This is a genomic window from Burkholderia sp. BCC1640 (assembly GCF_902833125.1).
GTDB classification, from domain to species: Bacteria; Pseudomonadota; Gammaproteobacteria; order Burkholderiales; family Burkholderiaceae; genus Burkholderia; species Burkholderia diffusa.
Genome location: NZ_CADFEF010000001.1, coordinates 207061 through 234000, shown reverse-complemented (window position 1 = coordinate 234000; position 26940 = coordinate 207061). Strand labels below are relative to the sequence as shown.

The window sequence follows — 26940 nt, the reverse complement described above, 5'->3', positions numbered from 1 at the left end:
CCTCCGCCCCGGCACCACTCAAGCGGGAACGAATGGTGAACACGCAAGCAAAACACGCCTACGCGGATCTGACCGCGAAAACCGAGGAAGAGGACGTCGTCCTCGGCCAGCTGCTCCAGGTGTTGATGGACGACATCTGGCTGCTGCTCGGCATCGCGGTGACCGTCATCGCGCTCGCCGGCCTCTATTGCTACATCGCAAAACCGGTGTACCAGGCCGACGTGCACGTGCGGGTCGAGAGCAACGACAACACGTCGCAGGCGCTCACGCAGACGCAGACGGGGGCGACGATCAACAGCGGCCCGCAGCAGGCGCAGACCGACGCGGAAATCGAGATCATCAAGAGCCGCGGCGTCGTCACGCCGGTCGTCGAGCAGTTCAAGCTGAACTTCTCGGTCGTGCCGAAGACGATTCCGCTGCTCGGCAGCCTGTCCGCGCGCGTCGCGACGCCGGGCGAGCCGTCGCGCGCGTGGTTCGGCCTGCGGTCGTACGCATGGGGAGGCGAAGTCGCCGACGTCGACACGATCAACGTCGTGCCCGCGCTCGAAGGCAAGAAGATGACGCTCACGGCCGGCCCGAACGGCACGTATACGCTGGTCGGACCGAACGGCAACCGCCTGCTGTCGGGTCGTGTCGGCGAATCGGAGCAGGGCGGCGGCGTGACGCTGCTCGTGCAGAAGCTGGTCGCGCGTCCGGGCACGCAGTTCACCGTGGTCCGCTACAACGATCTCGATGCGATCACCGGTTTCCAGTCGGGCATCCAGGTGTCCGAGCAGGGCAAGCAGACGGGCGTCGTGCAGATCTCGCTCGAAGGCAAGGACCCGGACCAGACCGCCGCGATCGCGAACGCGCTCGCGCAGTCGTACCTGAACCAGCACGTGATCGCGAAGCAGGCCGAAGCGACCAAGATGCTCGACTTCCTGAAGGGCGAGGAGCCGCGGCTGAAGTCCGACCTCGAGCGCGCGGAAGCCGCGCTGACGCAGTATCAGCGCACGTCCGGCTCGATCAACGCGAGCGACGAGGCGAAGGTCTACCTCGAAGGTAGCGTGCAGTACGAGCAGCAGATCGCGGCTCAGCGCCTGCAGCTCGCGTCGCTCGCGCAGCGCTTCACCGATTCGCATCCGATGGTGATCGCCGCGAAGCAGCAGCTCGCGGAGCTGCAGGGCGAGAAGGACAAGTTCAGCAACCGCTTCCGCAGCCTGCCGGCGACCGAAGTGAAGGCCGTCCAGCTCCAGCGTGACGCGAAGGTCGCCGAGGACATCTACGTGCTGCTGCTGAACCGCGTGCAGGAACTGTCGGTGCAGAAGGCCGGCACGGGCGGCAACATCCACCTCGTCGATTCCGCGCTGCGCCCGGGCGATCCGGTCAAGCCGAAGAAGGTACTGATCCTGTCGGCCGCGGTGTTCCTCGGGCTGATTCTCGGTACCGGCGTCGTGTTCCTGCGCCGCAACCTGTTCCAGGGCATCGAGGATCCGGATCGCGTGGAGCGCACCTTCAACCTGCCGCTGTACGGGCTGGTGCCGCAAAGCACCGAGCAGGTGAAGCTCGACGCCATGGCCGAGAAGGGCGGCGGCCGCGCGCGGCCGATCCTCGCGAGCCTGCGTCCGAAGGACCTGAGCGTCGAAAGCATGCGGAGCCTGCGCACCGCGATGCAGTTCGCGATGATGGACGCGAAGAATCGCGTGGTCGTGCTGACCGGTCCGACGCCGGGCATCGGCAAGAGCTTCCTGACGGTCAACCTCGCGGTGCTGCTCGCGCATTCGGGCAAGCGCGTGCTGCTGATCGACGCCGACATGCGCCGCGGCATGCTCGACCGCTACTTCGGCCTCACCGCGCAGCCGGGCCTGTCGGAACTGCTGAGCGATCAGTCGCCGCTCGAGGAGGCGATCCGCGAGACGCCGGTGCAGGGCCTGTCGTTCATCTCGGCCGGCACGCGCCCGCCGAACCCGTCGGAGCTGCTGATGTCGACGCGCCTGCCGCAATACCTCGAAGGCCTCGGCAAGCGCTACGACGTCGTGCTGATCGACTCGCCGCCGGTGCTGGCGGTGACCGACGCGACCATCATCGGCCGCATGGCCGGCGCGACCTTCATGGTGCTGCGCTCGGGCATGCATACCGAAGGCGAGATCGCCGACGCGATCAAGCGCCTGCGTACCGCGGGCGTCGATCTGGAAGGCGGGATCTTCAACGGCGTGCCGCCGAAGGCGCGCGGCTACGGCCGCGGCTATGCGGCCGTCCACGAATACCTGAGCGCCTGACGGCATTGCACGAAACCGGGCCGGCGTGCGCAGCGCCGCCCGGCCGACTGGAGAACCCTCGATGAAAATTTCCGTGCTCGTTCCGACCTACAGGCGTCCCGCCGACCTCGCGCGCTGCCTGCTGGCGCTGCAGCGTCAGCAGCGGCTGCCCGACGAGGTGATCGTGGTCGCGCGCCCGGAGGACGATGCCACGCACGAGCGCCTCGCCGACCCGTCGGTCGGCGGCATGCTGCCGCTGCGGATCGTGCCGGTCGACGTGCCGGGGCAGGTCGCCGCGCTGAACAAGGGGCTCGACTCGGCGAACGGCGACATCGTCGCGATCACCGACGACGACGCGGCGCCGCGCGCCGACTGGCTCGCGCGCATCGAGGCCGTGTTCCTGGCCGACCCGCGTGTGGGCGCGGTCGGCGGCCGCGACTGGGTGCACGAGAAGGGCCGCGTGCTCGACGAGTCGCGCGAGCTCGTCGGTCAGCTCACGCTGTCCGGCAAGATCATCGGCAACCATCATCTGGGCGTCGGCGGCGCGCGCGAGGTCGACATGCTCAAGGGCGCGAACATGAGCTACCGCCGCGCCGCGATCGAACGTCTGCGCTTCGACACGCGGCTGCGCGGCGCCGGCGCGCAGGTGCACAACGACATGGGTTTCAGCATGCAGGTGCAGCGTGACGGCTGGACGCTCGTCTACGACCCGGCGATCGCGGTCGATCATTTTCCGGCCGAGCGTTTCGACGACGACCGGCGCGATGCCGCATCGCTCAATGCGATCAGCAACGGCGCGTACAACCTGCATCTGATCCTGCGCGAGCATCTGCCGCCGGTGCGGCGCGAGATCGCGTGGTGGTGGTGGACGCTGATCGGCACGCGCGTCTATCCGGGCTTCGCACATGTGCTGCTGTCGCTGCATACCGCGCGGCGCGAGCGCGTGCGCGAGCACTGGCGCGCGGTGCGCCGCGGCGCACGCGATGCGCGCCGCGCCGACCTTGCCCCCCATCGTGCGGCGATGCCGCCGGTGACGTCTTGAACGGCCTGCGCGCACGACGCGCGGCCATCCCCGGAGGGCTTGAAATGGTACGACCCCAACGCTCACTTTGTTCGCTGTCTCCCGAGGGGACGGTCAGCCTCCTTGGGGCGGCCCGGCGGAGGCTTGCATGAATTCCACGAAGGTTCACGTTCACCTGTTCTACGGCGCCGATCCGCGTACTTACCGGAAAGGCGAGAACATCGGCTGCCTGTACGGCTATCACCACGCCGAATCCGACGAATTCCGGCTGACCTATTCGCAGGACCGGCGCGAGAACCGCGTCGCGAGCCTCGCGCGCCGTGCGCTGAAGGCGGCGCTCGGCTTCGACGTCGTGCATGCGTGGCGCAATCGCGCCGCGTTGTTGGGCACCGACGTGATCTGGACGCACACCGAGCAGGAGCATCTCGCCGCCGCGCTGATCCTGAAGCTCGCCGGCGCACAGGGCAAGCGTCCGCTGCTGCTCGCGCAGAGCGTGTGGCTGTTCGACAAGTGGAACACGTTCGGCGGCCCGCGCCGCTGGCTGTACCGCAAGCTGCTCGCGCGCGCCGACGCGCTGACGACGCTCGCCCGCGACAACGCCGAGCTGTGCCGCCGCTTTCTCGGGCGCGAAGCCGAGTTCGTCTACTACGGGCTGAACACGCAGGACTTCCCGCCGACAGAGCCGCGGCAGTGGCAGCCGAACCGGCCGCTGCGGATCGCGGCGATCGGCAACGACCGAGATCGCGACTGGCGCACGTTCCTCGCCGCGTTCGGCGGCGACGAACGCTACGACGTGCGGCTCGCGACGCGGCGCCGCGTGCCGCGCGAGTGGCATGCGCCGAACGTGAAGATCGGCTCGGCCTCGGGCCTCGCGAAGCAGCACGAGCTGTACGCGTGGGCCGACGTGATCGTCGTGCCGCTGCGGCCGAACTTCCACGCGTCGGGCATCACCGTGATGCTCGAGGCGGCGGCGGTCGGCAAGCCGATGATCGTGTCCGACGTCGGCGGGCTCAGCGACTACTTCCCGCACGACACGGCCGCCTACGTGCCGGCGTTCGATGCGGCGGCGATGCGCCAGGCCGCCGATCGCTTCGCGGCCGATCCGGTCGCCGCGCTCGAATGCGCGCGTGCCGCGGCCGCGTGCCTGCGCGAGCGCGACCTGACCACGCAGGCGTTCGCCGAACAGCACGTGCGGATCACGCGCGACATGCTGCGCCGGCGTCGCACGCCGGCGGCGGCCGGTCTCGCGATGCCGCTCGCGGATTCGCGCCCGTCGTCGCGGTGAGAGCGGATCGATGAGTACGATTGCCGCCGAACGCGCACCGTCGCGCAGCCGCAGCCGATTGCCCGAACCGAAGCACTGGGTCGGGCAGGCCGGGCTGTGGACGTTTACCGCCGCGCTGATCGCCATTCACCAGGGCAAGGTGCTGACGCTCGCGTTTCCGGTGCTGGCGATCGCGGTCGGCATCTGGCTGTATTTCAAGAGCCCGGCGCGCTACGTCGGCTTCATGTGGTGGGTGTGGTTCCTGAGCCCCGAAGTGCGGCGTCTCGCCGACTGGTCGAAGGGCGCGTTCACGCCGACGAGCCTGATCCAGGTCGCGCCGCTCGCGGTGACGATGATCGCCGGGTTCGGGCTGCTCAGGCATTACCGCGTGCTCGCGCAGCGGCGCGGGATTCCCGTGCTGCTGATGCTGTTCGGGCTCACGTATGCGTATCTGGTCGGGATCGTGTCGAGCGGCGTGATGGCCGCGACCTACGACCTCGCGAACTGGGTGTACCCGGTGCTGATCGGCTTTCACATCATGGTCAACTCGCGCGACTATCCCGAGTACCGCGACGTGCTGTTGTCCACGTTCATGTGGGGCATGCTCGTGATGGGCGTGTACGGGGTCGTGCAGTACTTCGTGATGCCGCAGTGGGACGTGCTGTGGATGATCGGCTCGGACATGGGCTCGCAGGGCGAGCCGGTGCCGTACGGTGTCCGCGTCTTCAGCACGATGAACTCGTCGGGGCCGTTCGCGTTCGCGATCATGGGCGCGCTGGTGTTCGTGTTCGCGGCGCCGCAGAAGGTCCGCTGGTTCGCGGGCGCCGCCGGCTTCGTGTCGTTCGCGCTGTGTCTCGTGCGCTCGACCTGGGGCGGCTGGGTGATCGCGCTCGCGATCCAGCTCGTGCAGTCGAGCAACCGTGTGCGGATGCGGATCCTGATCAGCGGTGTCGTGCTGGTCGGGCTGTGCGTGCCGCTGCTGACCGTCGGGCCGGTGGCAGACCGCCTCGGCGCGCGCCTGCAGTCGATCACGAACCTGAAGGACGACCGCAGCTACGACGACCGCAACAAGTTCTACGCGACCTTCGCGCAAACGGCGTTCACCGACGTCGCCGGCGAGGGGATGGGCGCGACCGGCGCGTCCACCAAGCTGTCGAGCGACAGCGGCGAGCTCGGCAAGTACGGCAGCTTCGACAGCGGCGTGATGAACGTGCCGTTCGTGCTCGGCTGGCCCGGCACGCTGCTGTACCTGTCGGGCGTCGTGATGCTGCTCGCCCGCACACTGCGCGCGGCGTTCAAGCTGCGCAAGGACAAGTTCGTCGGCGCATGCCTGAGCCTGTGCCTGTCGGTGTTCGCGATGCTCGTGTTCACGAACTCGCTGATCGGCACGGGCGGCCTGCTGCTGTTCACGGCCATTTTTTCAATACTATCCGCGGCGCACTGGCAGAAGGCACAGCGCCTGCTGGCCGCCGCGCGTTCACGGGGAGGCGACCATTGAGAATCGCGATCGTCACGCACGTCGTGCGACATAACGACGGGCAGGGCCGCGTCAATTACGAAATCGCGCGCGCGGCGCTGGCCGAAGGCTACGAGGTCACGCTGGTCGCGTCGCATGTCGCGCCCGAGTTGCTGGCCGACCCGCGCGTGCGCTGGGTGCCGGTGAAGGTCGGCGGCTTCTGGCCGTCGAATCTCGTCAAGCAGCAGGTGTTCGCGCTGAAGAGCGCGTGGTGGCTGCGCGCGCATCGCGGCGAGTACGACGTGCTGCACGTGAACGGTTTCATTTCGTGGATCAAGGCCGACGTGAATACCGCGCACTTCGTGCACGGCGGCTGGTTCAATAGTCCGTATTACCCGTTCGGGCTGACGAAGGGGTTGTGGTCGGCGTACCAGTACGTCTACACGCGCGTGAATACGGCGCTCGAGCGCTGGGCGTACCGGCGTTCGCGCGCGATCACGGCCGTGTCGCAGAAGGTGGCCGACGAGATCGCCGGGCTCGGCATCGACAGCGGCAAGATCAGCGTGATCTACAACGGCGTCGACGGCAGCGCGTTCGCGGGCGCGCAGGCCGATCGAGCGGCGTTCAAGCTGCCGGACGATGCATTCCTGCTGCTGTTCGTCGGCGATCTGCGCACGCCGCGCAAGAACCTCGGCACCGTGCTGAAGGCGCTGACGAAGCTGCCGGCGAACGTCCATCTCGCGGTGGCCGGTTATCTGCCCGGCAGCCCGTATCCGGACGAGGCGCGCGCGCTCGGCATCGATTCGCGCGTGCATTTCCTCGGTCTCGTGAAGAACATGCCGACGCTGATGCGCTCGGTCGACGCATACGTGTTTCCGTCGCGCTACGAAGCGATGAGCCTGTCGCTGCTCGAGGCGATGGCGGCCGGGCTGCCGGTCGTCACCGCGCGCACCGCCGGCGGTGCGGAAATCATCACGCGCGACTGCGGGATCGTGCTGGAGGATCCCGACGATCCGGCCGCGCTCGCGCAGGCGATCGGCTCGCTCGCGGCGTCGCGCGACACCTGCCGCGCGATGGGCGACGCGGCCCGCGAACTGATGACCCGTTTCGGCTGGGCCCACATGGGCGCCCAGTATGTCGCGCTCTACCGGCGCATCGGCCAACCCTCGCAGCCGTCCGCGTTCGAGCGGGTCGAGCATGCGGTTACGCAGGAGCAGTCGTAATGTCCCAATCTTCCCGGCCGATCAAATCGTTGCAGATCGGCATGCACTGGTTCCCCGAACGCGCGGGCGGCCTCGACCGGATGTACTACTCGCTCGTCGGCGCGCTGCCCGGTGCGGGCGTCGAGGTGCGCGGGCTCGTCGCCGGTTCGCCGAAGGTCGCCGACGACACGGGCGGTGCGATCCAGGGTTTCGGACCCGCGTCGCAGCCGCTCGCGCGCCGCATGCTCGCCGCGCGCCGCGCGTTGCGCGACGAGATTCGCAGCGAGCGGCCGGACGTGATTTCGTCGCACTTCGCGCTATACACGTTTCCGGGCCTCGACGTGACGCGCGGGATTCCGCAGGTGTCGCATTTCCAGGGGCCGTGGGCCGACGAAAGCCAGGTCGAGGGCGCCGCGTCGCTCGGGCAGCGTGCGAAGCGCTATCTCGAACAGGCCGTCTATACGCGCTCGTCGCGCCTGATCGTGCTGTCGCAGGCGTTCGGCCAGATCCTGACGAACCGCTACGGCATCGATCCGTCGCGCGTGCGCGTGATTCCCGGCTGCGTCGATACCGCGCAGTTCGATACGCCGCTCACGCCGGCCGAGGCGCGGCACAAGCTGCAACTGCCGCAGGACCGGCCGATCGTGCTGGCCGTGCGCCGGCTCGTGCGGCGCATGGGGCTGGAAGACCTGATCGACGCGATCGGTCTCGTCAAGCACCGTCACCCGGACGTGCTGCTGCTGATCGCCGGCAAGGGCAAGATCGGCGAGGAACTGCAGCAGCGCATCGACGACGCGGGGCTGCAGGACAACGTGAAGCTGCTCGGCTTCGTGCCCGACAATCATCTCGCGGCGCTGTACCGCGCGGCGACGGTCAGCGTGGTGCCGACGGTCGCGCTCGAAGGCTTCGGGCTGATCACGGTCGAATCGCTGGCGTCCGGCACGCCGGTGCTGGTGACGCCGGTCGGCGGGCTGCCGGAGGCGGTGGCCGGGTTGTCCAGCGATCTCGTGCTGCCGTCGACGGGCGCGGATGCGATCGCGGAAGGGCTCGGCGGCGCGCTGTCGGGCGCGATCACGCTGCCGGACGAGGCCGCATGCAAGCGCTACGCGCGCGACCATTTCGACAACGCGGTGATCGCGCGACGCGTCGCCGGCGTGTACGAAGAGGCGATCCAGGCGGCGGGGTAAGCGAACGCGGCACGCCGCCGCGACGGTCGGGCCGGCGCATGCGCATGCGTCCGGTCCGCATGCCGGCCGCCCGGACCGGGCGAGCCGGTTTTTTCATTCTATGCGAGGCACGCCGCGATTTGCGATCCGCACTCCGCGTTCGACACTTCGACACGTCGCCACGCGTCATGCACGCCTGAGCGTCACGGCCCAGACGGCGAATGCAACCACGCTAACCGCCGCGCCGAGCGCGCAGACGCCGATCCATCCGGCGTGCGCATACATCATCGTCGACGCAATCGCGCCGAGCCCGCTGCCGACCGAATAGAACAGCATGTAGCAACCGACGAGGCGGGCATGCGCATCGGGCCGCGCGCTGAGGATCATGCTCTGGTTCACGACGTGGACGGCCTGCCCGCCGACGTCGAGCAGCACGATGCCGACAACCAGCAGCGCGATCGACGTACCGGCGAACGCGAGCGGCAGCCACGAGAGCGCGAGCAGCGCGAGCGCGGCGCCGGTCGTGGCTTCGCCGAGGCCGCGATCCGCGAGCCGGCCCGCGCGCGCGGCGGCGGCCGCACCCAGCGCGCCGACCAGTCCGAATGCGCCGATCTGCGTATGCGACATCGCATACGGCGGCGCGCTCAGCGGCAGCACGAGCGCGCTCCAGAAGATGCTGAACGCCGCGAACATCAGCAGTGCGATTGCCCCGCGCACACGCAGCACGCGCTCGTTGCGCAGCAGCGTGACCATCGAACCGAGCAGCGCCGCGTAGCCGATGCGCTCGCGCGGCGCGTGGGCATCGGGCAACAGCCGCGCCAGCGCGATCAGCATCGCGATCGCAAGCGCGCCCGACACCAGATAAACCGCGCGCCAGCCGGCGACATCCGTGACCACACCGGCAAGCGAGCGCGCGGCGAGCAGGCCGATCACGACGCCGCCCTGCGCCGCGCCGACCACGCGGCCGCGCTCACCGGCGCCCGCAAGCGCGGCCGAGCAGGCGATCAGCCCTTGCGTCATCGCGGTGCCGAGCAGCCCGACCGCGACCATGCCCGCCAGCAATACGATGCGCGTCGACGAGGCGGCCACGCCGATGCATGCCGCCGTCAGCAGCAGAAGTTGAACGGCGATCAGGCGTTTGCGATTCAGCAGGTCGCCGAGCGGCACGACGAACAGCAGCGCGAGCGCGCAGCCGAGCTGCGTCGCGGTGATGACGCCGCCGACCGCCGCCTGCGATACGCCGAAGTCATGTGCGATCGAGTCGAGCAGCGGCTGTGCGTAGTACACGTTCGCGACGCTTGCCGCGCAGCAGACGGCTAGCAGCGCGACGAGCGCCGTCGGCACGCGTGACACGGTGCCCGGACGAGCGGCGCGCGATGCCGCGTTCGACGCGACCGTTCCTGAACAGGACGATTCCATGGTGGGCCTCACGCTTGCTCAAGTGGTTGCAATTTGAAATCAGTGTGAGTGTAGGAAAAGTGGTTTTAAAATGCAACCTGTGTGACGGCGGGCGACGGGCCCGCGCACGGACGGCCGGCGGCCCGCGAAGGCGCCGGCGCGACAGCGGAGAGCAATATGGCCAGGCAGAAAAGTCTTGCGGATTCGCCGTGCCCGGTGGCACGGGCGACCGATATCGTCGGCGATCGCTGGGCGTTGCTGATCGTGCGCGACGCGTTCGACGGCGTGCGCCGGTTCGGCGATTTCCGTGCGAGCCTCGGCGTCGCGAGCAACATCCTGTCGGACCGGCTCAGGATGCTGGTGGACGCAGGCGTATTCGAAGTCGTGCCCGCGTCGGACGGCAGCGCGTATCAGGAATACGCGTTGACGAAGAAGGGCGAGGGATTGTTTCCGGTGATCGTGATGTTGCGGCAGTGGGGCGAGGCGAACCTGTTCGAGCGCGGCGAGCCGCATTCGGTGCTGGTCGAGCGCAAGACCGGCCGCGCGATCCGCAAGCTCGCGCTCCGGCATGACGACGGCCGGCCGCTGAAGGCGGCGGAGACGGTCGTGCGGAAAGTGGGCGACGAGGGGGGCGGGAAGCGCGCGTGAGTGTCCGATCGCCGCGCGACGCAAGAAGCGCGTCGTTTCCGCTTCGCTGCGCCGACGCACTGGTCGCGCCCGATGACGGCCGACCGTTCCGTTCAATCGGCTGCCGACACCGCACGACGCGCACCGGATGCGCCGCGATGCGCATCCGGCCTGACCCGCGTCGCGAGCAGCGCGGCCGCGACCAGCAGCCCGACCGACACACCGGTTTCGACATGAAGGCCCTCGACGGTCTGCCACGCGCCGCCGCCGCCCGCGAGCGCGCCGAACGCGGCGACGCCCATCGCGCCGCCGGCCTGTCGTGCGGTGTTCAGCACCGCTGATGCGATACCCACGCGCTCATGCTCGACCGACGCGAGCACGGCCGTCGTCATCGCCGGCACCGCGAAGCCCATGCCGGTCGGAATCAGCAGGAACGGCACGAGTAGCAGCGGCAGCGGCGTCGACGCATCGATGAAATGCAGCGCGCCGTAGCCGAGCGCGGCAACCAGCGCGCCCGCGAGCATCGGCGCGCGCGGGCCGTGACGCGCGACCGCGCGGCCGCTCGCGAGGTTCGACAGCAGGAAGCCGCCTGTCAGCGGCAGGAACGCGAGCCCCGCCTGCCACGCCGATTCGCCGCGCACGCGCTGCAGATACAGCGCAAGGACGAACACGGTGCCGTAGTACGTGAGGTTCACGCAGATTCCGAACAGGACAGCCGCGCTGAACGTGCGCCGGCGGAACAGCGACAACGGCAGCATCGGCATCGCGGTGCGCGACTCGACCGCGACGAACGCGAGCCCGGCCAGCGCCGCGAGCGCGAAGCCGCCGGCGACGACCGGATGCGTGAAGCCGAGCGGTTGCCATTCGATCACGGCGGCGGTCAGCGCGGACAGCATCGCGATCGCGATGAGCTGGCCGCGCAGGTCGAGTGCCCGCACGGAGCGCACGGGCGTCGTCGGTTGCTTCGATGCAACGCCGATGTGGCGCGCGGGCACCCATGCGAACGTGGCCGCCAGCCCCGCCGCGCACAGCGGCAGGTTCACGAGAAAGATGCCGCGCCAGCCCCATGCGGCGATCAGCAGGCCGCCCACGACCGGGCCGGCAGCGATCGAGATCGAGCCCGCGGCAGTCCACCAGCCGATGGCACGGGCGCGCAGATGCGGATCATGCCGGCAGGCATCGTTGAGCAGCGCGAGCGAATTCGGCAGCATCGCCGCGGCGCCGACGCCCTGCAGCGCGCGGGCCGCGATCAGCATCGCGGGCGCGACGGCGGCGCCGCACGCAAGCGATGCGAGCGCGAACAGCACGAGGCCGACGACGTACATGCGACGCGTGCCGAAGCGGTCGCCAAGTGCGCCGCCCGACAGCATCAGCACGGCGAATGCGAGCGTATACGCATCGACGACCCACTGCAGGCCGGCCACGGACAGACGCAGATCGCCGGCCAGATGCGCGAGCGCGATGTTGACGATCGTCACGTCGAGTTGCGTGACGACGAAGCCGATGCTGACGGTCGCGACGATGCGTGCGAGCGCGGGCGGAAACGCGTGGGAGGTGGCGGTCGTATTCATGCGCCCATCGTAGGGTGCGACGGGCGGGTGATGTTTCAGGGGGGCGTGAAGCGTCGATATCGTCGCGATGCGACCGGCTTGCCGTCCGGTGCGTAAACGGGGAACGGGGGCCGGGAGGCTCGGCGAGCCGTGACACGGCTTTCCGGCAGGCCGCAGCGGCGTGCGTGAGCGCTCAGTGTCGCTCGCCGCGCCAGCGCCCCGGCGCGACGCCGAAGCGTTTCTTGAAAGCGTGCGTGAACGTGCTCTGGTCGGCGAAGCCGACCATGCCGGCGATGTCGACGAGCGGATGGCGGCCGTCGGCGAGCAGCACGACAGCGGTGTCGAGCCGCAGCCGCTGCAGGTAGCGATGCGGGGTTTCGCCGAATGCGTCGACGAACAGTTGATGAAAGCGGCGCATCCCGTAACCGCAGTGCGCGGCGAGATCGGCGATGCGCAGCGGTTCCGCGAGCCGCGCGCGCAGCCAGCGGTCGATGCGCGCGAAATCCAGGCCCACAGCGGGCGCGGTGAGGCCGGCATCGTCGAGCAGCGCGTCGCACAGACGCGCGGCGGCCTGCCACTGGAAGCGATGCGCGCGCCGCGTGTCGCCGGCCGTCCCGTCGAGTTGCGCGGCCGCCGCTGCGACCTGCGCGACGAGCGACGTCAGCGCCGGGTCGATCGACACGGCACGCGCGCTGTCGAACAGCCGCCGCGGCACCGCGAGCGACGCGGCGGGCAAGTCGAGCACGAGCTGGCGATTGTCGCCGAGGCCCGCGTAATCGTGGCGCGCGCCGGCCGGAATCAGCCACGCCGCGTGCCGGTCGATGCGCTGGCCGACGCCGTCCACCGCCATCACCATCGCGCCGTCGACGCCGATCACGACCTGGTGAAAGTCGTGCACGTCGGATGCTTCGCACGTGTCGTAACGGCGCAGCGCGATGGCGGGAGACGGGATGCGTTCCATCGGAAGGACGTCGGCCGGCGGCGTCGTCAGATGGCGAGCAGTTCGACTTCGAACACGAGCGTCGCGTTCGGGGGGATCACGCCGCCTGCGCCGCGCGGGCCGTAGCCGAGTTGCGGCGGGATCGTCAGGCGACGCACGCCGCCGACCTTCATGCCCTGCACGCCTTCGTCCCAGCCCTTGATGACCATGCCGCCGCCGAGCACGAACGCGAACGGGTCGTTGCGGTCCTTGCTCGAGTCGAATTTCTGACCGTCGGTCAGCCAGCCCGTGTAATGGACGCTGACGGTCTGGCCGGCTTGCGCCTGCGCGCCGGTGCCTTCGGTCAGGTCTTCGATTTTGAGGCCCGATGCGGTCGTGGTGACAGACATGACTTCTCCTGAAAAGGGGTTGGGTGAAACCGCTATTGTAGGCGAGCGGGCAGGGGGCCGCCGTACGCGGCGAGCGCCCGTCCGCGTGCCGATCGCGGGTCGGTCGCGGCGGTCTTCGCATAACCCGCCCGATACGCCAATGGAACGCGCGTTTGAATTTTTCGCGAACCGGAGCGACGGGGTTGCACCGCGCGAACGGGGCGCGCGTATGAATCGGCGCCACCCGGCTGCTCGGCGTCACGTCGAGCGCCATCGCGCGATCCCGTGAAACGCCCGTCACGCGGCGTTTTCGTGCCGATTTCGGCGCGTGCGCGCGCCGCCCGGCTGGCGGTCCCTTACCGGCATGCGCGTTCGAATCGTGGCATGCGCGAACGCCGCTCGAACGTCGCTTTTTCCGCGCTGCCGACCGTGCCCTGTTTGGAAGCGCGCGTCTACCGCGCGGCTTGCGCGCGGCGCCGGCCGGCGCCTATCTTTACAGCTATCGATGTCAAGATTTCGGCGTTGCGCGATGCGCTGCCCGGGCCCGCGCCGACAAGGCCGCGACGGCTGCCGGGCCGCCCGAAAACCAGGAGAACGACGAACATGAAATCAGCCGCTTCCGCCACCGCCGCCGAGGTGATGCCGGTGCGCCGCGACCTGCGCTTCGACCTGCCGGTCGAACGCGCGAAGGACTGGAATGGGCTCGGCCCGCACGTGACCCACTTCTTCAATGCGCTGTCGCTGCTGTTTCCGGCCGGCGAACGCTTTTTCATGGATTCGGTGCGCAATTATCGCGACCGGATCGACGACCCGGTGCTCAAGCGGCAGGTGCTCGGCTTCATCGGCCAGGAGGCGATGCATACGCGCGAGCACGTCGAATACAACGAGCTGATGCAGGCCAACCGCCTGCCCGCGCGCAAGCTCGACAAGCGCGTATGGACGGTGCTCGGCTTCGTGAAGCGCACGCTGCCGCATTCGGTGCAGCTCGCGCACACGGTCGCCGCCGAACACTACACGGCGATGCTCGCGGACTGGCTCCTGAGCGACCCGACGCGCCTCGACGGCTCGGTCGAAGGCTACCGGCAGATGTGGCTGTGGCATGCGCTCGAGGAAACCGAGCACAAGGCCGTGTCCTACGACGTGTGGAACGCCGTGATGAAGCCGGGCCCGCGCCGCTATCTGATCCGCGTCGGCGTGTACCTGGTGACGACGCTGACGTTCTGGCCGACCGTGTTCCTGATGCACGTGACGCTGCTGTCGCGCGATCGCGACATCAGGCATCGCGTGCGCGGCATGCTGCGCATGATTGCATTCCTGTACGGGCCGCGTCGCGGGCTGTTCCCGCGTATCGCGGGTGAATGGCTGAGCTTCTTCCGGCCGGGCTTCCATCCGTGGGACCACGACAACCGCCACCACCTCGCGCGCGTCGACGCGCTCGTCGCCGCCTACGGCGAACACGACGGCGCGTCGGCCGGACGCGGCCGCGCCAACGCACTCGCGCCGCTCGCATCGGGGCGCTGACGCCGCCGCGCCACGCGGCACGTGTTGCGTTCGTGCATCAACCCCAGTTCTTCCGACGATTGACTGGCGTCAAGCGGAAAACGGTTGCGCGAGCAGGCGCCGGTACGGCCGCCGCGGCCGTGCCGGCGCCTGCCGCCGGTCCGATTCCTCGCGCCCGGCGTCGCGTGGCGCACCGGCGCGCCCGCACCGGCGCGGCTTCGCGCGCCCGCTACCCGTACGGCCGTGGTTTCGCACCCGCCGCGCCACCGGGATATCACCCATCTAGCCGCGCGTCGGCGGCACCGATATACCGTTCATGAAAGGATCCGCCCGGCGCGCGATTATTGCCCGGGGGGATTTTATTCGGACGGAAATGCGGCCAATATGTCAGTTCGATCGAGGTCCTTCGGATGCGGCGGCGAGCCGGCGCACGATACCAACGCCAAGCGGGGAACAACGATGGTTGCAAGGTCACCCGACGCAAGCGGGACGACGGCGTCCGAGATGCCGTTCGTGTCCGTTACCGCTCCCGAGGCCGGACGCAAGCTGTTCGTCATCATGCGTTCGCCGGACGAGCCGTTGCTGGCGCAACTGCGCGAGCTCGGCTGGGACATCTCCGTCGCGAAGACGGCCGGCGCCGCGCAGAACATGACGTCCGGCGTGAACGTTGCCGCCGGGCTCGTCGATTTCTCGGGCTTCACGTCGCGCGACTATCCCGCGCTGAAGGCGTGTCTGAGCCAGCCGGCGATCGGCTGGATTTCCGTCGCGCAGGCCGGCATCACGATCGGCGTTGCCGTGCGCGAGCTGATCCGCAGCTACTGTTTCGATTACGTGACGCTGCCGTTGCCGTACGAATGGATTTCGCACGTGCTCGGCCACGCGCGCGGGATGGCCGCGCTCGATCGCGTCGACGGCGCGGCGTACGCGGCGTCGATCGGCGAGCACGGGATGATCGGCAACTGCGAAGCGATGCAGCAGCTGTTCAGCACGATCCGCAAGGTCGCGAAAACGGACGCGAGCGTGTTCATCTCCGGCGAGTCGGGCACCGGCAAGGAACTGACGGCACTCGCGATCCACGAGCGCTCGGTGCGCGGCAAAGGGCCGTTCGTCGCGATCAACTGCGGTGCGATTCCGCATCACCTGCTGCAGTCGGAACTGTTCGGCTACGAGCGCGGCGCATTCACCGGGGCGAACCAGCGGCGCGCGGGCCGGATCGAATCCGCGAACGGCGGCACGCTGTTTCTCGACGAAATCGGCGACATGCCGGTCGAAAGCCAGGCGAGCCTGCTGCGCTTCCTGCAGGAAGGGAAGATCGAGCGGCTCGGCGGCCAGGAATCGATTCCGGTCGACGTGCGGATCATCTCGGCGACGCACGTGGATCTCGACGGCGCGGTCGAAGCCGGACGCTTTCGCGCGGACCTCTATCACCGGCTCTGCGTGCTGCGCATTCACGAGCCGCCGCTACGCGCGCGCGGCAAGGACATCGACATCCTCGCGCATTACGTGCTGCAGAAATACAAGGCCGACAGCGGCCGCAAGATCAGCGGCTTCACGTCGGCCGCGCTCGATGCGATGCGCCGCTACGAGTGGCCCGGCAACGTGCGCGAGCTGATCAACCGGGTGCGCCGCGCGATCGTGATGGCCGAGAGCCGGCTCCTGACGCCGCACGATCTCGGGCTCGATGTCCCGGGCGAAACGGAGCCCGTGACGCTCGAGCAGGCGCGTTCGCTCGCCGAGCGCACCGCGATCGAAAACGCGTTGCTGCGCAACGATCACCGGATCAACAAGGCCGCCGCCGAACTCGGCATCTCGCGCGTCACGCTTTACCGGATGATGATCGAGCACGGGCTCAACGACCACGACAACAACGGCGACAACGGCGGAAAGGACGGCGCGCCGCCGGACGACGCCGACCATCAGCGAGTCGGCTGAACGGCGGCGGGAAGCGTCCGCGGTCGTCCCGTGCGCGGGCGGCCGGCGCCATGTAAAGCGCGTGAAACGTTTCCTGCCGGCGGCCGCCCGAATCGCCCATGCAAACGCGCGCGGCGGCGTGCCGCCCGCGCCGGGAAAATTTTCCGGATCGTCCGCGCGCCTTGTCCGGCAAGGCGCCGCCGTCACACGGGCGCGCGCGCCTGCGCCCGCCATGTTTCAGTTTCGCAACGTCCTGCCTGCCCCGACCGTTCCGGCCGCGGGCTTGTCCGACGAAAGCCTTGCGCGGCCGGCCCGGAACGAAGCTGGCCCGCTCCTTGCGAAGTTTGAGATGCGAAAGTCGACGACGTGGCGTCCGGCCGGTTCGGCAGCGAACCATGCGAGGACCGGCAAGGACGCAGTCCGGGGGATGACCGGACGGACGGGCAGCACCGCCCTGCTCCGAACGGCATGGGCCGTCGTCGACGGATCGTCGGGGCGCCGGCGTTGTCCGGTTGCCGGTACAAGCTACGGATCGAATACGGGGTAGAAAAATGACGAACGATCGCCACACGCCGCGGCCGGCAGGCCGCGATCGCAGTGATTCGACCCATCGCCGGTCGACCGCGCATCTTGCTGCCGGCCGGCATGCGTCGACAGGCCACCTCTCCGCGCCCGGTGCGAGGCGGATCCGGCTGATACCCGGTCATCCGCGCCGGGCCGGCACTTTCTCGCTCGCCAACCCGATCCGCATGGGGATGTGCACGCGGGCACCGGTCCCCCGGCGCCCGATCTTCGCTTATTGACGACGTCGAGCGCCTGCGGTCGCCAGCGCAGGCGATCCGTTTGCAATGCGAATGACGTGCCGCGTCCGGATGCGCAATACGGACGACGAACCGGCGCGACGGCGAACGTCAGGGAGGCGTCGCCGTCCGGCGAGCAGGGGAGGGGCGGTCAGGCCGCGCGCGACGGGCATCGCACCCGTGCGCGCGCGGCACCGCTTCAGCCGCCGTAGATGTCGAAGTCGAAGTACTTCGACGCGAGCCGCTTGTACGTGCCGTCCTTGACCATGTCGAGGATCGCGCGATCGATCTTCGCCTTCAGGTCGGTATCTTCCTTGCGCAGCCCGATGCCGGCGCCGATGCCGAGCACCTTCTCGTCGACGAGTTCGGGCCCGACGAACTGGTAGCCCGCGCCGCGCGGCGACTTCAGGAACCCGATCGCGGCCTGCACCTCGTCCTGCAATGCGGCATCGAGGCGGCCCGACGTCAGGTCCGCATACACGCCGTCCTGGTTCTGGTACGACACGACGTTCGCACCCTGCTTGGCCCAGTAGGCCTTCGCATACGCTTCCTGCGTCGTGCCCTGTTCGACGCCGATCGACTTGCCCTTCAGCGATTCGGCCGTCGGCAGCAGCGGCGAACCCTTCTTCACGACGAGCCGCGTCGGCTGGTTGTAGATCTTCGTCGTGAAGCCGATCTGTTCCGCGCGCTGCGGCGTGATCGACATCGACGACAGCACCGCGTCGAACTTCTTCGCCTTCAGCGCGGGGATCATCCCGTCGAAATCGTTCTCGAGCCACACGCACTTCGCCTTCAGCCGCGTGCAGATCTCGTTGCCGAGATCGATGTCGAAGCCGACGAGCTTGCCGTCGGGCGCCTTCGATTCGAACGGCGCGTAGCTGGCGTCGGTGCCGAAGCGCAGCGTGGTCCAGTCCTTCGCGACGGCGGGGCCTGCCGATACCGCGAGCAGGGCGATCGAAACGGCGGCAATCAGTCTCTTCATGGTGGTTCCTTGGCGTGGTCTATCCGGTTCTGGGCGACACGGTTGCTGCGGGGACGTACCGCGTCCCGGTGCGCCGTCCGCACGGTCATTAACGCAGAAAATAAAATCGCAGTCCAGAATGGACAAAAAATATCGATCCTTCGGAGGGAATGCCGACGCGGTGGGGGACGACCCTTGCAAAAATACGAAAATGGACTAATCTTGTTAGTAAATTCGTTTCGAGACTAACGATCATGTCACAGCCCGCCTTCGATCCGCATTCCGCCCCGCGGCAGGCCTCGGTCGCGCAGATGTCGGCGGCCGGCCTGCGCGCATTCTTCAACATCGCGCGCGACTGGGAGCTGACGATCGACGAACAGATCGTGCTGCTCGGGTCGCCCGGCCGCTCGACGTTCTTCAAGTGGAAGGCCGCGCCGGAATCGGCGCGCCTGCCGCGCGATACGCTCGAGCGGCTATCGCTGCTGCTCGGCATCTACAAGGCGCTGCAGATCCTGCTGCCGCAGCCGGCCGCGGCCGACACCTGGGTCAAGCGGCCCAACGACGCCGCGCCGTTCGGCGGCAAGCGCGCGCTCGACCGCATGCTCGCCGGCAACGTCGGCGACCTGGTTGCCGTGCGTCAATATCTCGACGCGATGCGGGGTGGCTGGGCGTGACGATGCCGATCGAAGCAGTCCAACACTGGCCCACGACCGTCGTCGACTGGGCACCTGCCTATCGCGTGATTCCCACCCGTTTTCCGGCCATCAACCTGTTCGACCGCGTCGCGTCCGCCGAGGATTTCGACGCGCTCTATGCGCTCGAATCGCTGACCAACGACCGCATCCGCAACGAAGTCGGCACGCTCGAACTCGTGCCGCCGGCCGAGCGCCGCTACGGCCAGGGCTGGGGGCCGATCATGGCCGCGTTCACGCACCTGAATCCGCAGGGCAGCCGCTTTTCCGACGGCAGCTACGGCGTGTTCTACTGCGGGCGGTCGCGCGATACGGCGATCGCCGAGACGCGCTATCACAGCGGGCTGTTCCTGGCTGCGACGAAGGAGGCGCCGATGCGCCAGCAGATGCGGCTGTACACGGTGTTCGCGCAGGGCGACGTCGCCGACGTGCGCACGTGGCCGCAGCGCAGCCCGGGGCTGCTCGATCCGCTCGACTACAGCGCCGGGCAGGCGTTCGGCCGTGCAGTGCGCAGCGCGGGCGGCGCGGGGATCGTCTATCCGTCGGTGCGCGACCCGCGCGGCGAGTGTCTCGCGGCGTTCCGCACGACGGTGCTGCGCGACTGCCATCACGCGGCGTACCTCGAATACAACTGGAACGGTTCCGCGATCGATGCGGTGTTCGAATTGAACCAGGTCGGCTAGCTCGCGCGGTGCTCGCGAACGCAAACGCGTGCGGGTGGGGCACGCCATGAACGCCGCGGGCCTCAGGTCCGTTATCGGCGTGAAGGCCTCAAGGCAGCGGCAGGTCGCCCGCGTGACGTGCGCGCGCGTCGGCCTGGGTGAGCGACCACGTCTCGCCCGTGCGCGGCTCGACGATCGTCAGGCGTCCGGATGGTGCGAACGCGCCGGTGTCGATGAACCATTGCGCGCCGATGCGCTGCGGCGCGCGCACGGGCGTGTGGCCGGTGCAGGTCAGCGACAGGCCGGCCTGCCGGGCCGGGTCGGCGAGCCCCTGCACCAGGTCGCGCCCCCAGATCAGCCGCTCGCGCACGTCGGGCGAATAGCTGCCCGTGTCGAGTTCGGCGTCCGGGCCGAAGAATTCCGCATGCAGCACGTTGAAGCGCGCGGGACCGTCGCCGATCACGCGCACGAGCGGCAGCGCGTCGACGCGTGCCGCATGCGCGTGCAGTCGTTCCGGCGGGAGATCGGCGCCCCAGTCGCCGCCGATTCCGCGCCACGCGTCGGGCGACAGCTTGCCCCGCGACACCAGGCTCAGCACTTCTTCGTGATTGCCGCGCACCACGTGGCACCACGGGCGGTCGAGCAGCTCGAGCGCGGTTTCGGAGGCGGGGCCGCGATCGACGAGATCGCCGACCGAAAACAGCCGGTCGCGAGCCGGGTCGAAGCCGATGTCGTGCAGCAGCGCGCGCAGCACATCCACGCAACCGTGCAGATCGCCGACGACGAAGTCGCGGCCGGCCGCGTTCGCGGGATGATGGCAGAGGACGGGAGTCATCCCGATATCTTAGGCGCTCACGCCCATCGCAACGTCATGCAGGAATGGCGATAATCGGGGCGGTACCGCCCGGCGCGGCGCAGCGGGTCGCTCGCACGCCGGCCGAATCCTTTCCATCCGCTTTCGGAATCGTACGATGACGCTTTATCCGCAGGTGTTACGCAATCGGCCGCGCATGGTCGCCGCCCTCGCCGCGGGCGTGCTGTGCGCGGTGTTGCTGCCGTTGCAGTTGAGGCCGACCGCGCGCGCGCTGATCGGCTGGGATTGCACGATCTGGCTGTATCTCGTGCTGATGTGGGTGCGCATGGTCACCGCGCATCATCATCAGGTGCGCGAGATCGCGATCCGCGAGGACGAGAACGCGACGACCGTGCTGACGGTCATCTGCATCGCGACGGTCGCGAGCGTCGCCGCGATCGCGATCGAACTCGCCACCGCGAAGAACGTCGGCTTTCGTGCCGGGCTCGGCCATTACGCGGTCACGGGCGCGACGCTGTTCGGCGCATGGTTCCTGATTCCGACGATCTTCACGCTGCACTATGCGCGGCTCTATTACGGCTCGCCGAGCAGCGATCGCGCACTGCGGTTCCCCGACCGCAACCCCGAGCCCGATTACTGGGATTTCCTCTATTTCGCGTTTACGCTCGCGGTCGCGTCGCAGACGGCCGACGTGTCGCTCGCAAACCGCTCCGCTCGGCGCGCGGTGCTCGCGCAGTCGATCCTGTCGTTCTACTTCAACATGGCCGTGCTCGGGCTATCGATCAACGTCGCGGCAGGGCTGTTGAGCTGACGCGGGTAATTCGAGCGGCTCGTGGAGACCGCCGCTTCACGGCGTTTCGCGTTGTCACGCGCCGCGCCGCACCGCGATCCACGCCCCCCAGAAGAGGCTCGAGAAAAAGCGTAGCGGCGCATCGAAGCCCGCATCGTGCAGCAACGCGAACACGGCTTCCTCGGCAACCGGCGGATCGGCACCCTGCAGGATTTTCGCAAGCTGCGCACGCACGGCGTCGGGCGATGCGCCCTTCATCCGCCAGCGCTGCTGCCACGCGTCGAGCAGGCGAGGGTGGTCCGCGTAGCGGCGATAGTTGCCCGCGATCACGAGCGGCGCGCCGGGCTTCAGGCGGCGCGCGATCGCGTCCAGCAGCGCGGCCTTCGCCGCGTCGCCGGGGACGTGATGCAGCACGCCGATCAACGTCGCACCGTCGAAGGCGGGCGCATCGGGCAGCGCGTCGACGCCGGCCTCGACGAATTGCGTGCGGGCGGCGAAACCCGCCGCTTCGACGTTGGCACGCGCGAGCGCGAGCATCGGCGCGGACGGATCGACGGCCGTGAACTGCCAGCCGGGCTCCAGCGCCGCGGGTACGCAGATTTCCTGCCCGGTGCCGCCCGCACCCACGATGAGGAGCCGTGCCTCCGGCACATCGATCGCCGACGCGAGCATGCAAGCGGCGAGCTCGTGGCACGCGTCGTAGCCGGCGAGCGCGATGCGGGATTGTTCGGCGTATTCGTGCGCGCGTGCCGGATCGAACTTCGCGGCGCTGGCGGGGAGCGACATGGCGGATTCCTCGGGTTCGGGCGCGGACGGGGTGCCCACGCGCATCGCACGGAGCGTAAGCTCGGGCCGGCCGCGCAACAAGGCGAGCGGACATTCCGGTATGCGGACTACCCGATTCGGCGCGCGATACGCGCAAACATTGGCGGGGTCGATTCGCATTTAAAAATGTGAGGATTCGATGCATCGCGGCCGTGAAACCGGCGCATACTTTTCTCCCCATCTGCCTGGCCGTCGCATGCCGGGCCACGATGCGCCGCGCCGACCGCGCGGCCATGCCGCTCGGCACGCACGAGGAGCGCATGATGTCAGATTGTCCGCACGATCCGTATGCGCAGCACTACATTCACTGCCTGCCGTCCGGCGCGCAGCCCTGCGGCGCGCTCGGCACGTCGCCGCGCACGCATTTCCGCGTGTGGGCGCCGGGCAGCACGCATGTTCAGCTCGAACTCGATACCGGCATGGGCCCGACGCTCGTTCCGATGACGGCGGCCGGTCCGCACTGGTTCGAAGCGTTCGTCGAATGCGGTGCGGGCGCGCGTTACCGTTATCGGCTCGACGACGTCACGTCGATTCCCGATCCCGCGTCGCGTTCGCAACCCGACGGGCTCAACGGCCCGAGCGAGGTCGTCGATCCGCGCGCGTTCACGTGGCGCAACACGTTCTGGCGCGGACGTGCGTGGGAAGACATTGCGCTGTACGCAATTCGTCCGCACGCGGTGGGCGGCTTCGACGGCGTGCGCCGCCGGTTGCCTCAGCTTGCCCGTCTCGGCGTGACCGCGCTGGAGTTGCTCGCGTCGCCGCACGACAGCCTGCCGTTCGCGCCGCTCGCGGCGGAAGGCGGCCCCGACGCACTGAAGGCGCTTATCGACGATGCGCACGGCTATGGTCTCGCGGTGCTGCTGGAACTCGACTACGCGCGCTTCGGCAGCGGCACCGACGCGCTGCGTCATTACGCGGCGCCGTTCTTCCACACGGGCGACGATCCGCTGCAGGTGCCGCCGCTCGCGCTCGACCATCCGGAGGTGTGCGACTTCTTCTGCGACAACGCGCTGTACTGGATCGACGAATACCGTTGCGACGGCTTGCGGTTGCGCGAGGCTGACCGGATCGGCACGTCGTGGCTGCGCGAGATCGCCGACCGCGTGCGTGCGGCCGTGCCGGCCGACCGGATGATCCATCTCGTGCTCGGCAGCGAGCGTCATCCGGTGCATCTGGCCGACACGCATTTCGATGCGCAGTGGAACGGTTGCGGAGAACGCGCGCTGCATCGGCTGACGGGGCGCGACGTGTCGGCGCACGAAGGGATTTCGCCTCACCAGTCGATCCACACGCTCGCGCGCGCGCTGACCGCGGCAGGCGCGGCATTCCAGCCGGCCACGGCGGGCGACGGTCCATGCGCGGAAGGGTTGTCGCTCACGTCGCTGGTGCTGTCCGATGGCGCATGGCGCGAGAGCGAGCATGGCGACCACGAGCAAACGCCGGGCCTCGCGGCGCTTGCGCTGTCGCTGCTCACGCCGCAGATCCCGCTGATCTTCGACGAAACCGCGCGCGATGTCGATCGTGCGCATTTCGTGCAGTCGGCGCTCGCGGTGCGCGCGAAGCTGATTGCGCCGCGGCTGTCCGATTGCCGGCCGCAGGACGCGCATGCGCTGAAGGCGAGCGGTGACGGCGATGCCGATGCGCTGCTCGCATCATGGTGGCTCGCCGATGACGAGACGTTGACGATCGCATTGAACCTGTCGCCCGACGCGGTGCCGTTCGATGCGCCGAGCGGGCAGGTCGTGTTCGAGACGCCGGCACGCGCGCGCGACCGGGTCGATGAAGGGGAGTTGCCGCCGTATTCGCTCGTCGCGTGGCTGACGGGTGACGTCAACCGCTACGCGCTGACGCACGACGTGCGCCGCCTCGACGACAGCGCACGGCGCGCAATGCGTCCCGTTCCGGGCGCATGATGTTTGAATTGCCGGGTGCTGGCGCGCCCGGCCGCACACTTACCAGAAGCCGCGAATGCCCGCGACGCCATACGCGCCGTGGCGGCGCGCGTCGTCGAGTTGCGCGCGTGTCATGCCGCCGAGCGCATAGACCGGCATCGCGGCCTGCGCGGCCAATGCAGCGAATCGCGTCCAGCCGAGCGTCGGTGCGCCGGGATGGCTGAGCGTCGGCAACACGGGCGACAGCGTGACGAAATCCACGCCCGCGCGCGCGGCCAGCTCGAGATCGTCGGCCGCGTGGCATGCGGCCGACATGCGGCGCTCGGCCGGCAGTGGCCGTTGCGCGACGGCGCGCAGGGCGGCGCCGTCGAGGTGCCAGCCCGCGCCGTCGAGCTGCATCACGCCGGCCGCATCGATCGGACCGTTGAGCATCAGTTGCGCGCCGGCCGCGTCGCAGCGCGCGAGCGCATCGGCGGCCAGCCGCGCGAACGCGTCCGCATCGAACGACTTCACGCGCAACTGCACGAGCGTCTCGCCGCGTGCGAGCACGGCCGACAGCCTGTCGAGGAATGCGCGGCAATCGGCGGCCGACGCGGACGCCGGCTCCGGTGTGATCACGCAGCAGCGCGGCAGCGTCGGCGTCATCGCGTGCGGCAAGCGGCGGCCGTCATTCGTCGGCCTCCTTCGCGATCTTCGGATAGACGCGCACCAGCACGATGCGCGGCCCGTTCATCTTCTTCACGACGACGTCGAAGCGATCGAACGACACGCGCTGCCCTTCGGTCGGCAAATCGCTGAGCGCCTGGATCACGAGGCCGCCGACCGATTCTGCGCGCCCTTCGTCGATGTCGATGCCGAGCGCCTGCTCGAGCGACACGACGGGCAGGCTGCCCTTGCCCATCAGCGTGCCGTCGTCGAGGCGGCTCCAGTCCGCATCGCCCTGGCGGAACTCGTCGTGGATCTGGCCGACCAGCGCGCCGAGCAGGTTGTCGAGCGTCAGGAAGCCGATCGGCTTCTCGCCCTTGTTGCCGACCAGCGCGAAGTGCGGCGCGCCCTTGCGGAAGCGGCGGAACAGTTCCAGCGCGGGCATGTCGGGCTTCACGTACTGCACCGGGCGCACGTAGTCGGACAGATCCTCGAGCGCCGCACCGGCATGACGCGCGAGCAGCAGGTCCTTCAGGTGGATCAGCCCGCTCACCTGTTCGCGCGACGCATCCTCGAACAGCGGATAGCGGCTGAAGCGGTGCCGCGCGACGATCTCCATGTTGTCGGGCAGCGGCAGGTCGCGGCGCAGGCCGATCATTTCGTGTGCCGGACGCATCAGGTCCGACACCGTCATCGACGAGAAATCGAGCGAATGCGCGAGCGTGTTCCACTCGTCGTTGGTGTACGTGCCGCGGGCCGGCTGGGCCGCGTTGCCCGCGCTGCGGCGGCTGCGCAGGATCAGCTTCAGTTCGTCGGTCGAGTAGTGCGCGTCGCCGCCGTGGTCGGCCGACAGGCCCGCGAGCCTCAGCACCGCGTTCGCGCTGCTGTTGAGCACCCAGATCGCCGGATACATCGCCCAGTAGAACGCGTAGAGCGGCAGCGCGACCCACAGGCCGACCTTTTCCGACTGGCGGATCGCCATCGATTTCGGTGCGAGCTCGCCGACCACGATGTGCAGGAACGAGATCAGCGAAAACGCGAACACCAGCGAGATCAGGTGCACGATACGTTCGGACTGCACGCCGATCAGGTCGAGCAGCGGGCCGATCAGTTCCGCGAACGCCGGCTCGCCGACCCAGCCGAGGCCGAGCGACGCGAGCGTGATGCCGAGCTGGCAGGCGGACAGATACGCGTCGAGCCGGCCGTGCACGACGGCGAGGATGCGGCCGCGCAGGCCGTGCTTGCGGGCAAGTGTCTTGACGCGTGTCGCGCGCAGTTTGACGAGGCCGAATTCGGCCGCGACGAAAAACCCGTTCAGGGCCACCAGGAACAACGCGCCGATGAGCGCGAAGATCTGTAACAAAGAATCGCTCCAGTCATGACAGGCCCATCAGTATAGGGCCGGAAAGGGAAATGTAATGATTCGGGCGCCGATCGGTTACACCGGCGCCTCGCAGGGGACGGAGAGCGAGAGGGTGGCGGCGGAGCCGTCGGCGAACGGGGTGTGGGTGAAGGTGCCGCCGTGCGCGAGCGCGACACGCTGGCACAACGCGAGCGTCCACGCGACGCGCTTCGCGTCGCGCGCGCGCAGCATTTCGCTGCGGGCGAACGGTTCGAATGCGTGCGGCAGCGCGGGATCGGCGAGGGCGTCGGCGCTCACGTCGCAGGTGACGTGCGCGACGCACAGCGCGCCGTCGCGCGTGCATGTGAAGGTCACGCGACTGCCGGCGGCACTGGTTTCGACGGCCGTCGTCAGCATCGTCCAGAGCGCTTGCGCGATGCGTTTGCGATCGGCGCTCAGCGACGGTTCGCCGTCGGGCAGCGTCGCGTCGATGGTCACCCGCCTCGCGTCGGCGAGCGCGAAGCGCACCAGTGCGAGCGTGTCGTCGAGCAACGGGCGCAGCGCGAACGGCTGCACGGCGATCGCGAGCGTGCGCGTTGCCGCGCGCGGCGCGTCGAGCACGTCGTCGATCAGCGCCACCTGCTGGTCGATCCCCGCGCGGATGCCCGCGAGCGCGCGTTGCAGGTTCGGGTCGGCGCTGGCGAGCTGGCGCTCGAGCACGTACGCCCAGCTGTGCATCGCGTTCAACGGGCTGCGCAGGTCGTGCGATGCGGTGGACAGCGCCTGGTCGCGCAGGAACAGCGCGGCCTCGGCGGCATAGTGCGCTGCGCGTTCGCGCAGGAGGTCGGCGGCGGGATCGACGGGATGGGACGTCACG

At 68.9% G+C, this 26940-nt stretch carries 23 protein-coding genes; 13 read left to right on the top strand and 10 right to left on the bottom strand.

From position 1 onward, the window contains the following. The first annotated feature begins 32 nt into the window (after nt 1–32). From HWX25_RS01075 to HWX25_RS01050, 6 genes are all read left to right on the top strand, one after another. Nucleotides 33–2258 carry a polysaccharide biosynthesis tyrosine autokinase gene (locus HWX25_RS01075; RefSeq protein WP_059531592.1) on the top strand — a complete coding sequence of 742 codons (2226 nt, stop codon included), beginning with the start codon at nt 33–35 and terminating at the stop codon, nt 2256–2258. Between the two features lie 61 nt (nt 2259–2319). Continuing rightward, complete coding sequence (locus tag HWX25_RS01070) at nt 2320–3279, top strand: glycosyltransferase family 2 protein (protein ID WP_059818744.1); 960 nt, start codon at nt 2320–2322, stop codon at nt 3277–3279. Between the two features lie 127 nt (nt 3280–3406). Further along, nucleotides 3407–4543 carry a glycosyltransferase family 4 protein gene (locus HWX25_RS01065; RefSeq protein WP_059818745.1) on the top strand — a complete coding sequence of 379 codons (1137 nt, stop codon included), beginning with the start codon at nt 3407–3409 and terminating at the stop codon, nt 4541–4543. A gap of 10 nt (nt 4544–4553) precedes the next feature. Then, nucleotides 4554–6020: a glucose-6-phosphate isomerase gene (locus tag HWX25_RS01060; RefSeq protein ID WP_059531583.1), complete on the top strand. Its 1467-nt coding sequence runs from the start codon at nt 4554–4556 to the stop codon at nt 6018–6020. Next, nucleotides 6017–7201: a glycosyltransferase family 4 protein gene (locus HWX25_RS01055; RefSeq protein ID WP_175906560.1), complete on the top strand. Its 1185-nt coding sequence runs from the start codon at nt 6017–6019 to the stop codon at nt 7199–7201. Before HWX25_RS01060 ends, HWX25_RS01055 begins: the two co-directional genes overlap by 4 nt. Beyond that, the gene (locus HWX25_RS01050; protein ID WP_059531574.1) at nt 7201–8367 is read left to right on the top strand and encodes a glycosyltransferase family 4 protein; all 1167 of its coding nucleotides are present in this window, start codon (nt 7201–7203) and stop codon (nt 8365–8367) included. The genes HWX25_RS01055 and HWX25_RS01050 overlap by 1 nt, the downstream gene beginning before the upstream one ends. A gap of 165 nt (nt 8368–8532) precedes the next feature. Here HWX25_RS01050 and HWX25_RS01045 read toward each other — a convergent pair whose 3' ends face one another. Beyond that, nucleotides 8533–9765 (bottom strand): MFS transporter, encoded by a 1233-nt coding sequence (locus HWX25_RS01045; protein ID WP_175906558.1) that lies wholly within the window; start codon nt 9763–9765, stop codon nt 8533–8535. A 156-nt stretch (nt 9766–9921) separates the two neighbouring features. Here HWX25_RS01045 and HWX25_RS01040 point away from each other — a divergent pair, with 156 nt between their 5' ends. Beyond that, entirely contained in the window at nt 9922–10392 is a 471-nt protein-coding gene (locus HWX25_RS01040; RefSeq protein WP_059819614.1) for a helix-turn-helix domain-containing protein, read from the top strand. A 92-nt stretch (nt 10393–10484) separates the two neighbouring features. Here the strand turns inward: HWX25_RS01040 and HWX25_RS01035 are convergent, their stop codons facing one another. The 3 genes from HWX25_RS01035 to HWX25_RS01025 all read right to left on the bottom strand — a co-directional run bounded on the left by HWX25_RS01035 (nt 10485) and on the right by HWX25_RS01025 (nt 13250). After that, entirely contained in the window at nt 10485–11942 is a 1458-nt protein-coding gene (locus HWX25_RS01035) for an MFS transporter (protein WP_175906556.1), read from the bottom strand. Nucleotides 11943–12114: 172 nt separating this feature from the next. After that, on the bottom strand, nt 12115–12882 hold the full coding sequence (locus HWX25_RS01030; protein WP_175906554.1) for an AraC family transcriptional regulator: 768 nt from the start codon (nt 12880–12882) through the stop codon (nt 12115–12117). Between the two features lie 26 nt (nt 12883–12908). Continuing rightward, nucleotides 12909–13250, bottom strand: a complete 342-nt coding sequence (locus HWX25_RS01025) for an FKBP-type peptidyl-prolyl cis-trans isomerase (protein WP_059531564.1) — start codon at nt 13248–13250, stop codon at nt 12909–12911. Between the two features lie 582 nt (nt 13251–13832). Here HWX25_RS01025 and HWX25_RS01020 point away from each other — a divergent pair. Next, the gene (locus tag HWX25_RS01020) at nt 13833–14750 is read left to right on the top strand and encodes a metal-dependent hydrolase (RefSeq protein ID WP_175906552.1); all 918 of its coding nucleotides are present in this window, start codon (nt 13833–13835) and stop codon (nt 14748–14750) included. A gap of 438 nt (nt 14751–15188) precedes the next feature. After that, the gene (locus HWX25_RS01015) at nt 15189–16661 is read left to right on the top strand and encodes a sigma-54 dependent transcriptional regulator (RefSeq protein WP_175906550.1); all 1473 of its coding nucleotides are present in this window, start codon (nt 15189–15191) and stop codon (nt 16659–16661) included. Between the two features lie 978 nt (nt 16662–17639). On the opposite strand, the gene HWX25_RS01010 is transcribed toward HWX25_RS01015, so the two are convergent. Then, a complete protein-coding gene (locus HWX25_RS01010; RefSeq protein ID WP_059689542.1) occupies nt 17640–18422 on the bottom strand; it encodes an ABC transporter substrate-binding protein in 783 nt (260 codons plus the stop codon). A 233-nt stretch (nt 18423–18655) separates the two neighbouring features. Between HWX25_RS01010 and HWX25_RS01005 the strand changes: the two genes are divergently transcribed. Next, nucleotides 18656–19075 carry an MbcA/ParS/Xre antitoxin family protein gene (locus HWX25_RS01005; RefSeq protein WP_059531557.1) on the top strand — a complete coding sequence of 140 codons (420 nt, stop codon included), beginning with the start codon at nt 18656–18658 and terminating at the stop codon, nt 19073–19075. A gap of 2 nt (nt 19076–19077) precedes the next feature. Continuing rightward, nucleotides 19078–19776: an RES family NAD+ phosphorylase gene (locus HWX25_RS01000; RefSeq protein WP_175906548.1), complete on the top strand. Its 699-nt coding sequence runs from the start codon at nt 19078–19080 to the stop codon at nt 19774–19776. Between the two features lie 88 nt (nt 19777–19864). Here HWX25_RS01000 and HWX25_RS00995 read toward each other — a convergent pair whose 3' ends face one another. After that, complete coding sequence (locus tag HWX25_RS00995) at nt 19865–20590, bottom strand: metallophosphoesterase (protein WP_175906545.1); 726 nt, start codon at nt 20588–20590, stop codon at nt 19865–19867. Nucleotides 20591–20726: 136 nt separating this feature from the next. Here HWX25_RS00995 and HWX25_RS00990 point away from each other — a divergent pair, with 136 nt between their 5' ends. Then, the gene (locus HWX25_RS00990; RefSeq protein WP_059531549.1) at nt 20727–21380 is read left to right on the top strand and encodes a DUF1345 domain-containing protein; all 654 of its coding nucleotides are present in this window, start codon (nt 20727–20729) and stop codon (nt 21378–21380) included. Nucleotides 21381–21434: 54 nt separating this feature from the next. Here HWX25_RS00990 and HWX25_RS00985 read toward each other — a convergent pair whose 3' ends face one another. Further along, nucleotides 21435–22145 (bottom strand): class I SAM-dependent methyltransferase, encoded by a 711-nt coding sequence (locus HWX25_RS00985; RefSeq protein ID WP_175906543.1) that lies wholly within the window; start codon nt 22143–22145, stop codon nt 21435–21437. Between the two features lie 302 nt (nt 22146–22447). On the opposite strand from HWX25_RS00985, the gene HWX25_RS00980 reads away from it, so the two are divergent. Then, entirely contained in the window at nt 22448–24097 is a 1650-nt protein-coding gene (locus tag HWX25_RS00980; RefSeq protein ID WP_175906874.1) for a DUF3459 domain-containing protein, read from the top strand. Between the two features lie 39 nt (nt 24098–24136). On the opposite strand, the gene HWX25_RS00975 is transcribed toward HWX25_RS00980, so the two are convergent. The 3 genes from HWX25_RS00975 to HWX25_RS00965 form a co-directional block, all read right to left on the bottom strand. Continuing rightward, complete coding sequence (locus HWX25_RS00975) at nt 24137–24721, bottom strand: thiamine phosphate synthase (protein WP_175906541.1); 585 nt, start codon at nt 24719–24721, stop codon at nt 24137–24139. A gap of 22 nt (nt 24722–24743) precedes the next feature. Continuing rightward, complete coding sequence (locus HWX25_RS00970; protein WP_059689595.1) at nt 24744–26084, bottom strand: hemolysin family protein; 1341 nt, start codon at nt 26082–26084, stop codon at nt 24744–24746. A 75-nt stretch (nt 26085–26159) separates the two neighbouring features. Continuing rightward, on the bottom strand, nt 26160–26939 hold the full coding sequence (locus tag HWX25_RS00965) for a HAMP domain-containing sensor histidine kinase (RefSeq protein ID WP_175906539.1): 780 nt from the start codon (nt 26937–26939) through the stop codon (nt 26160–26162). Between the last annotated feature and the right edge of the window lies 1 nt (nt 26940).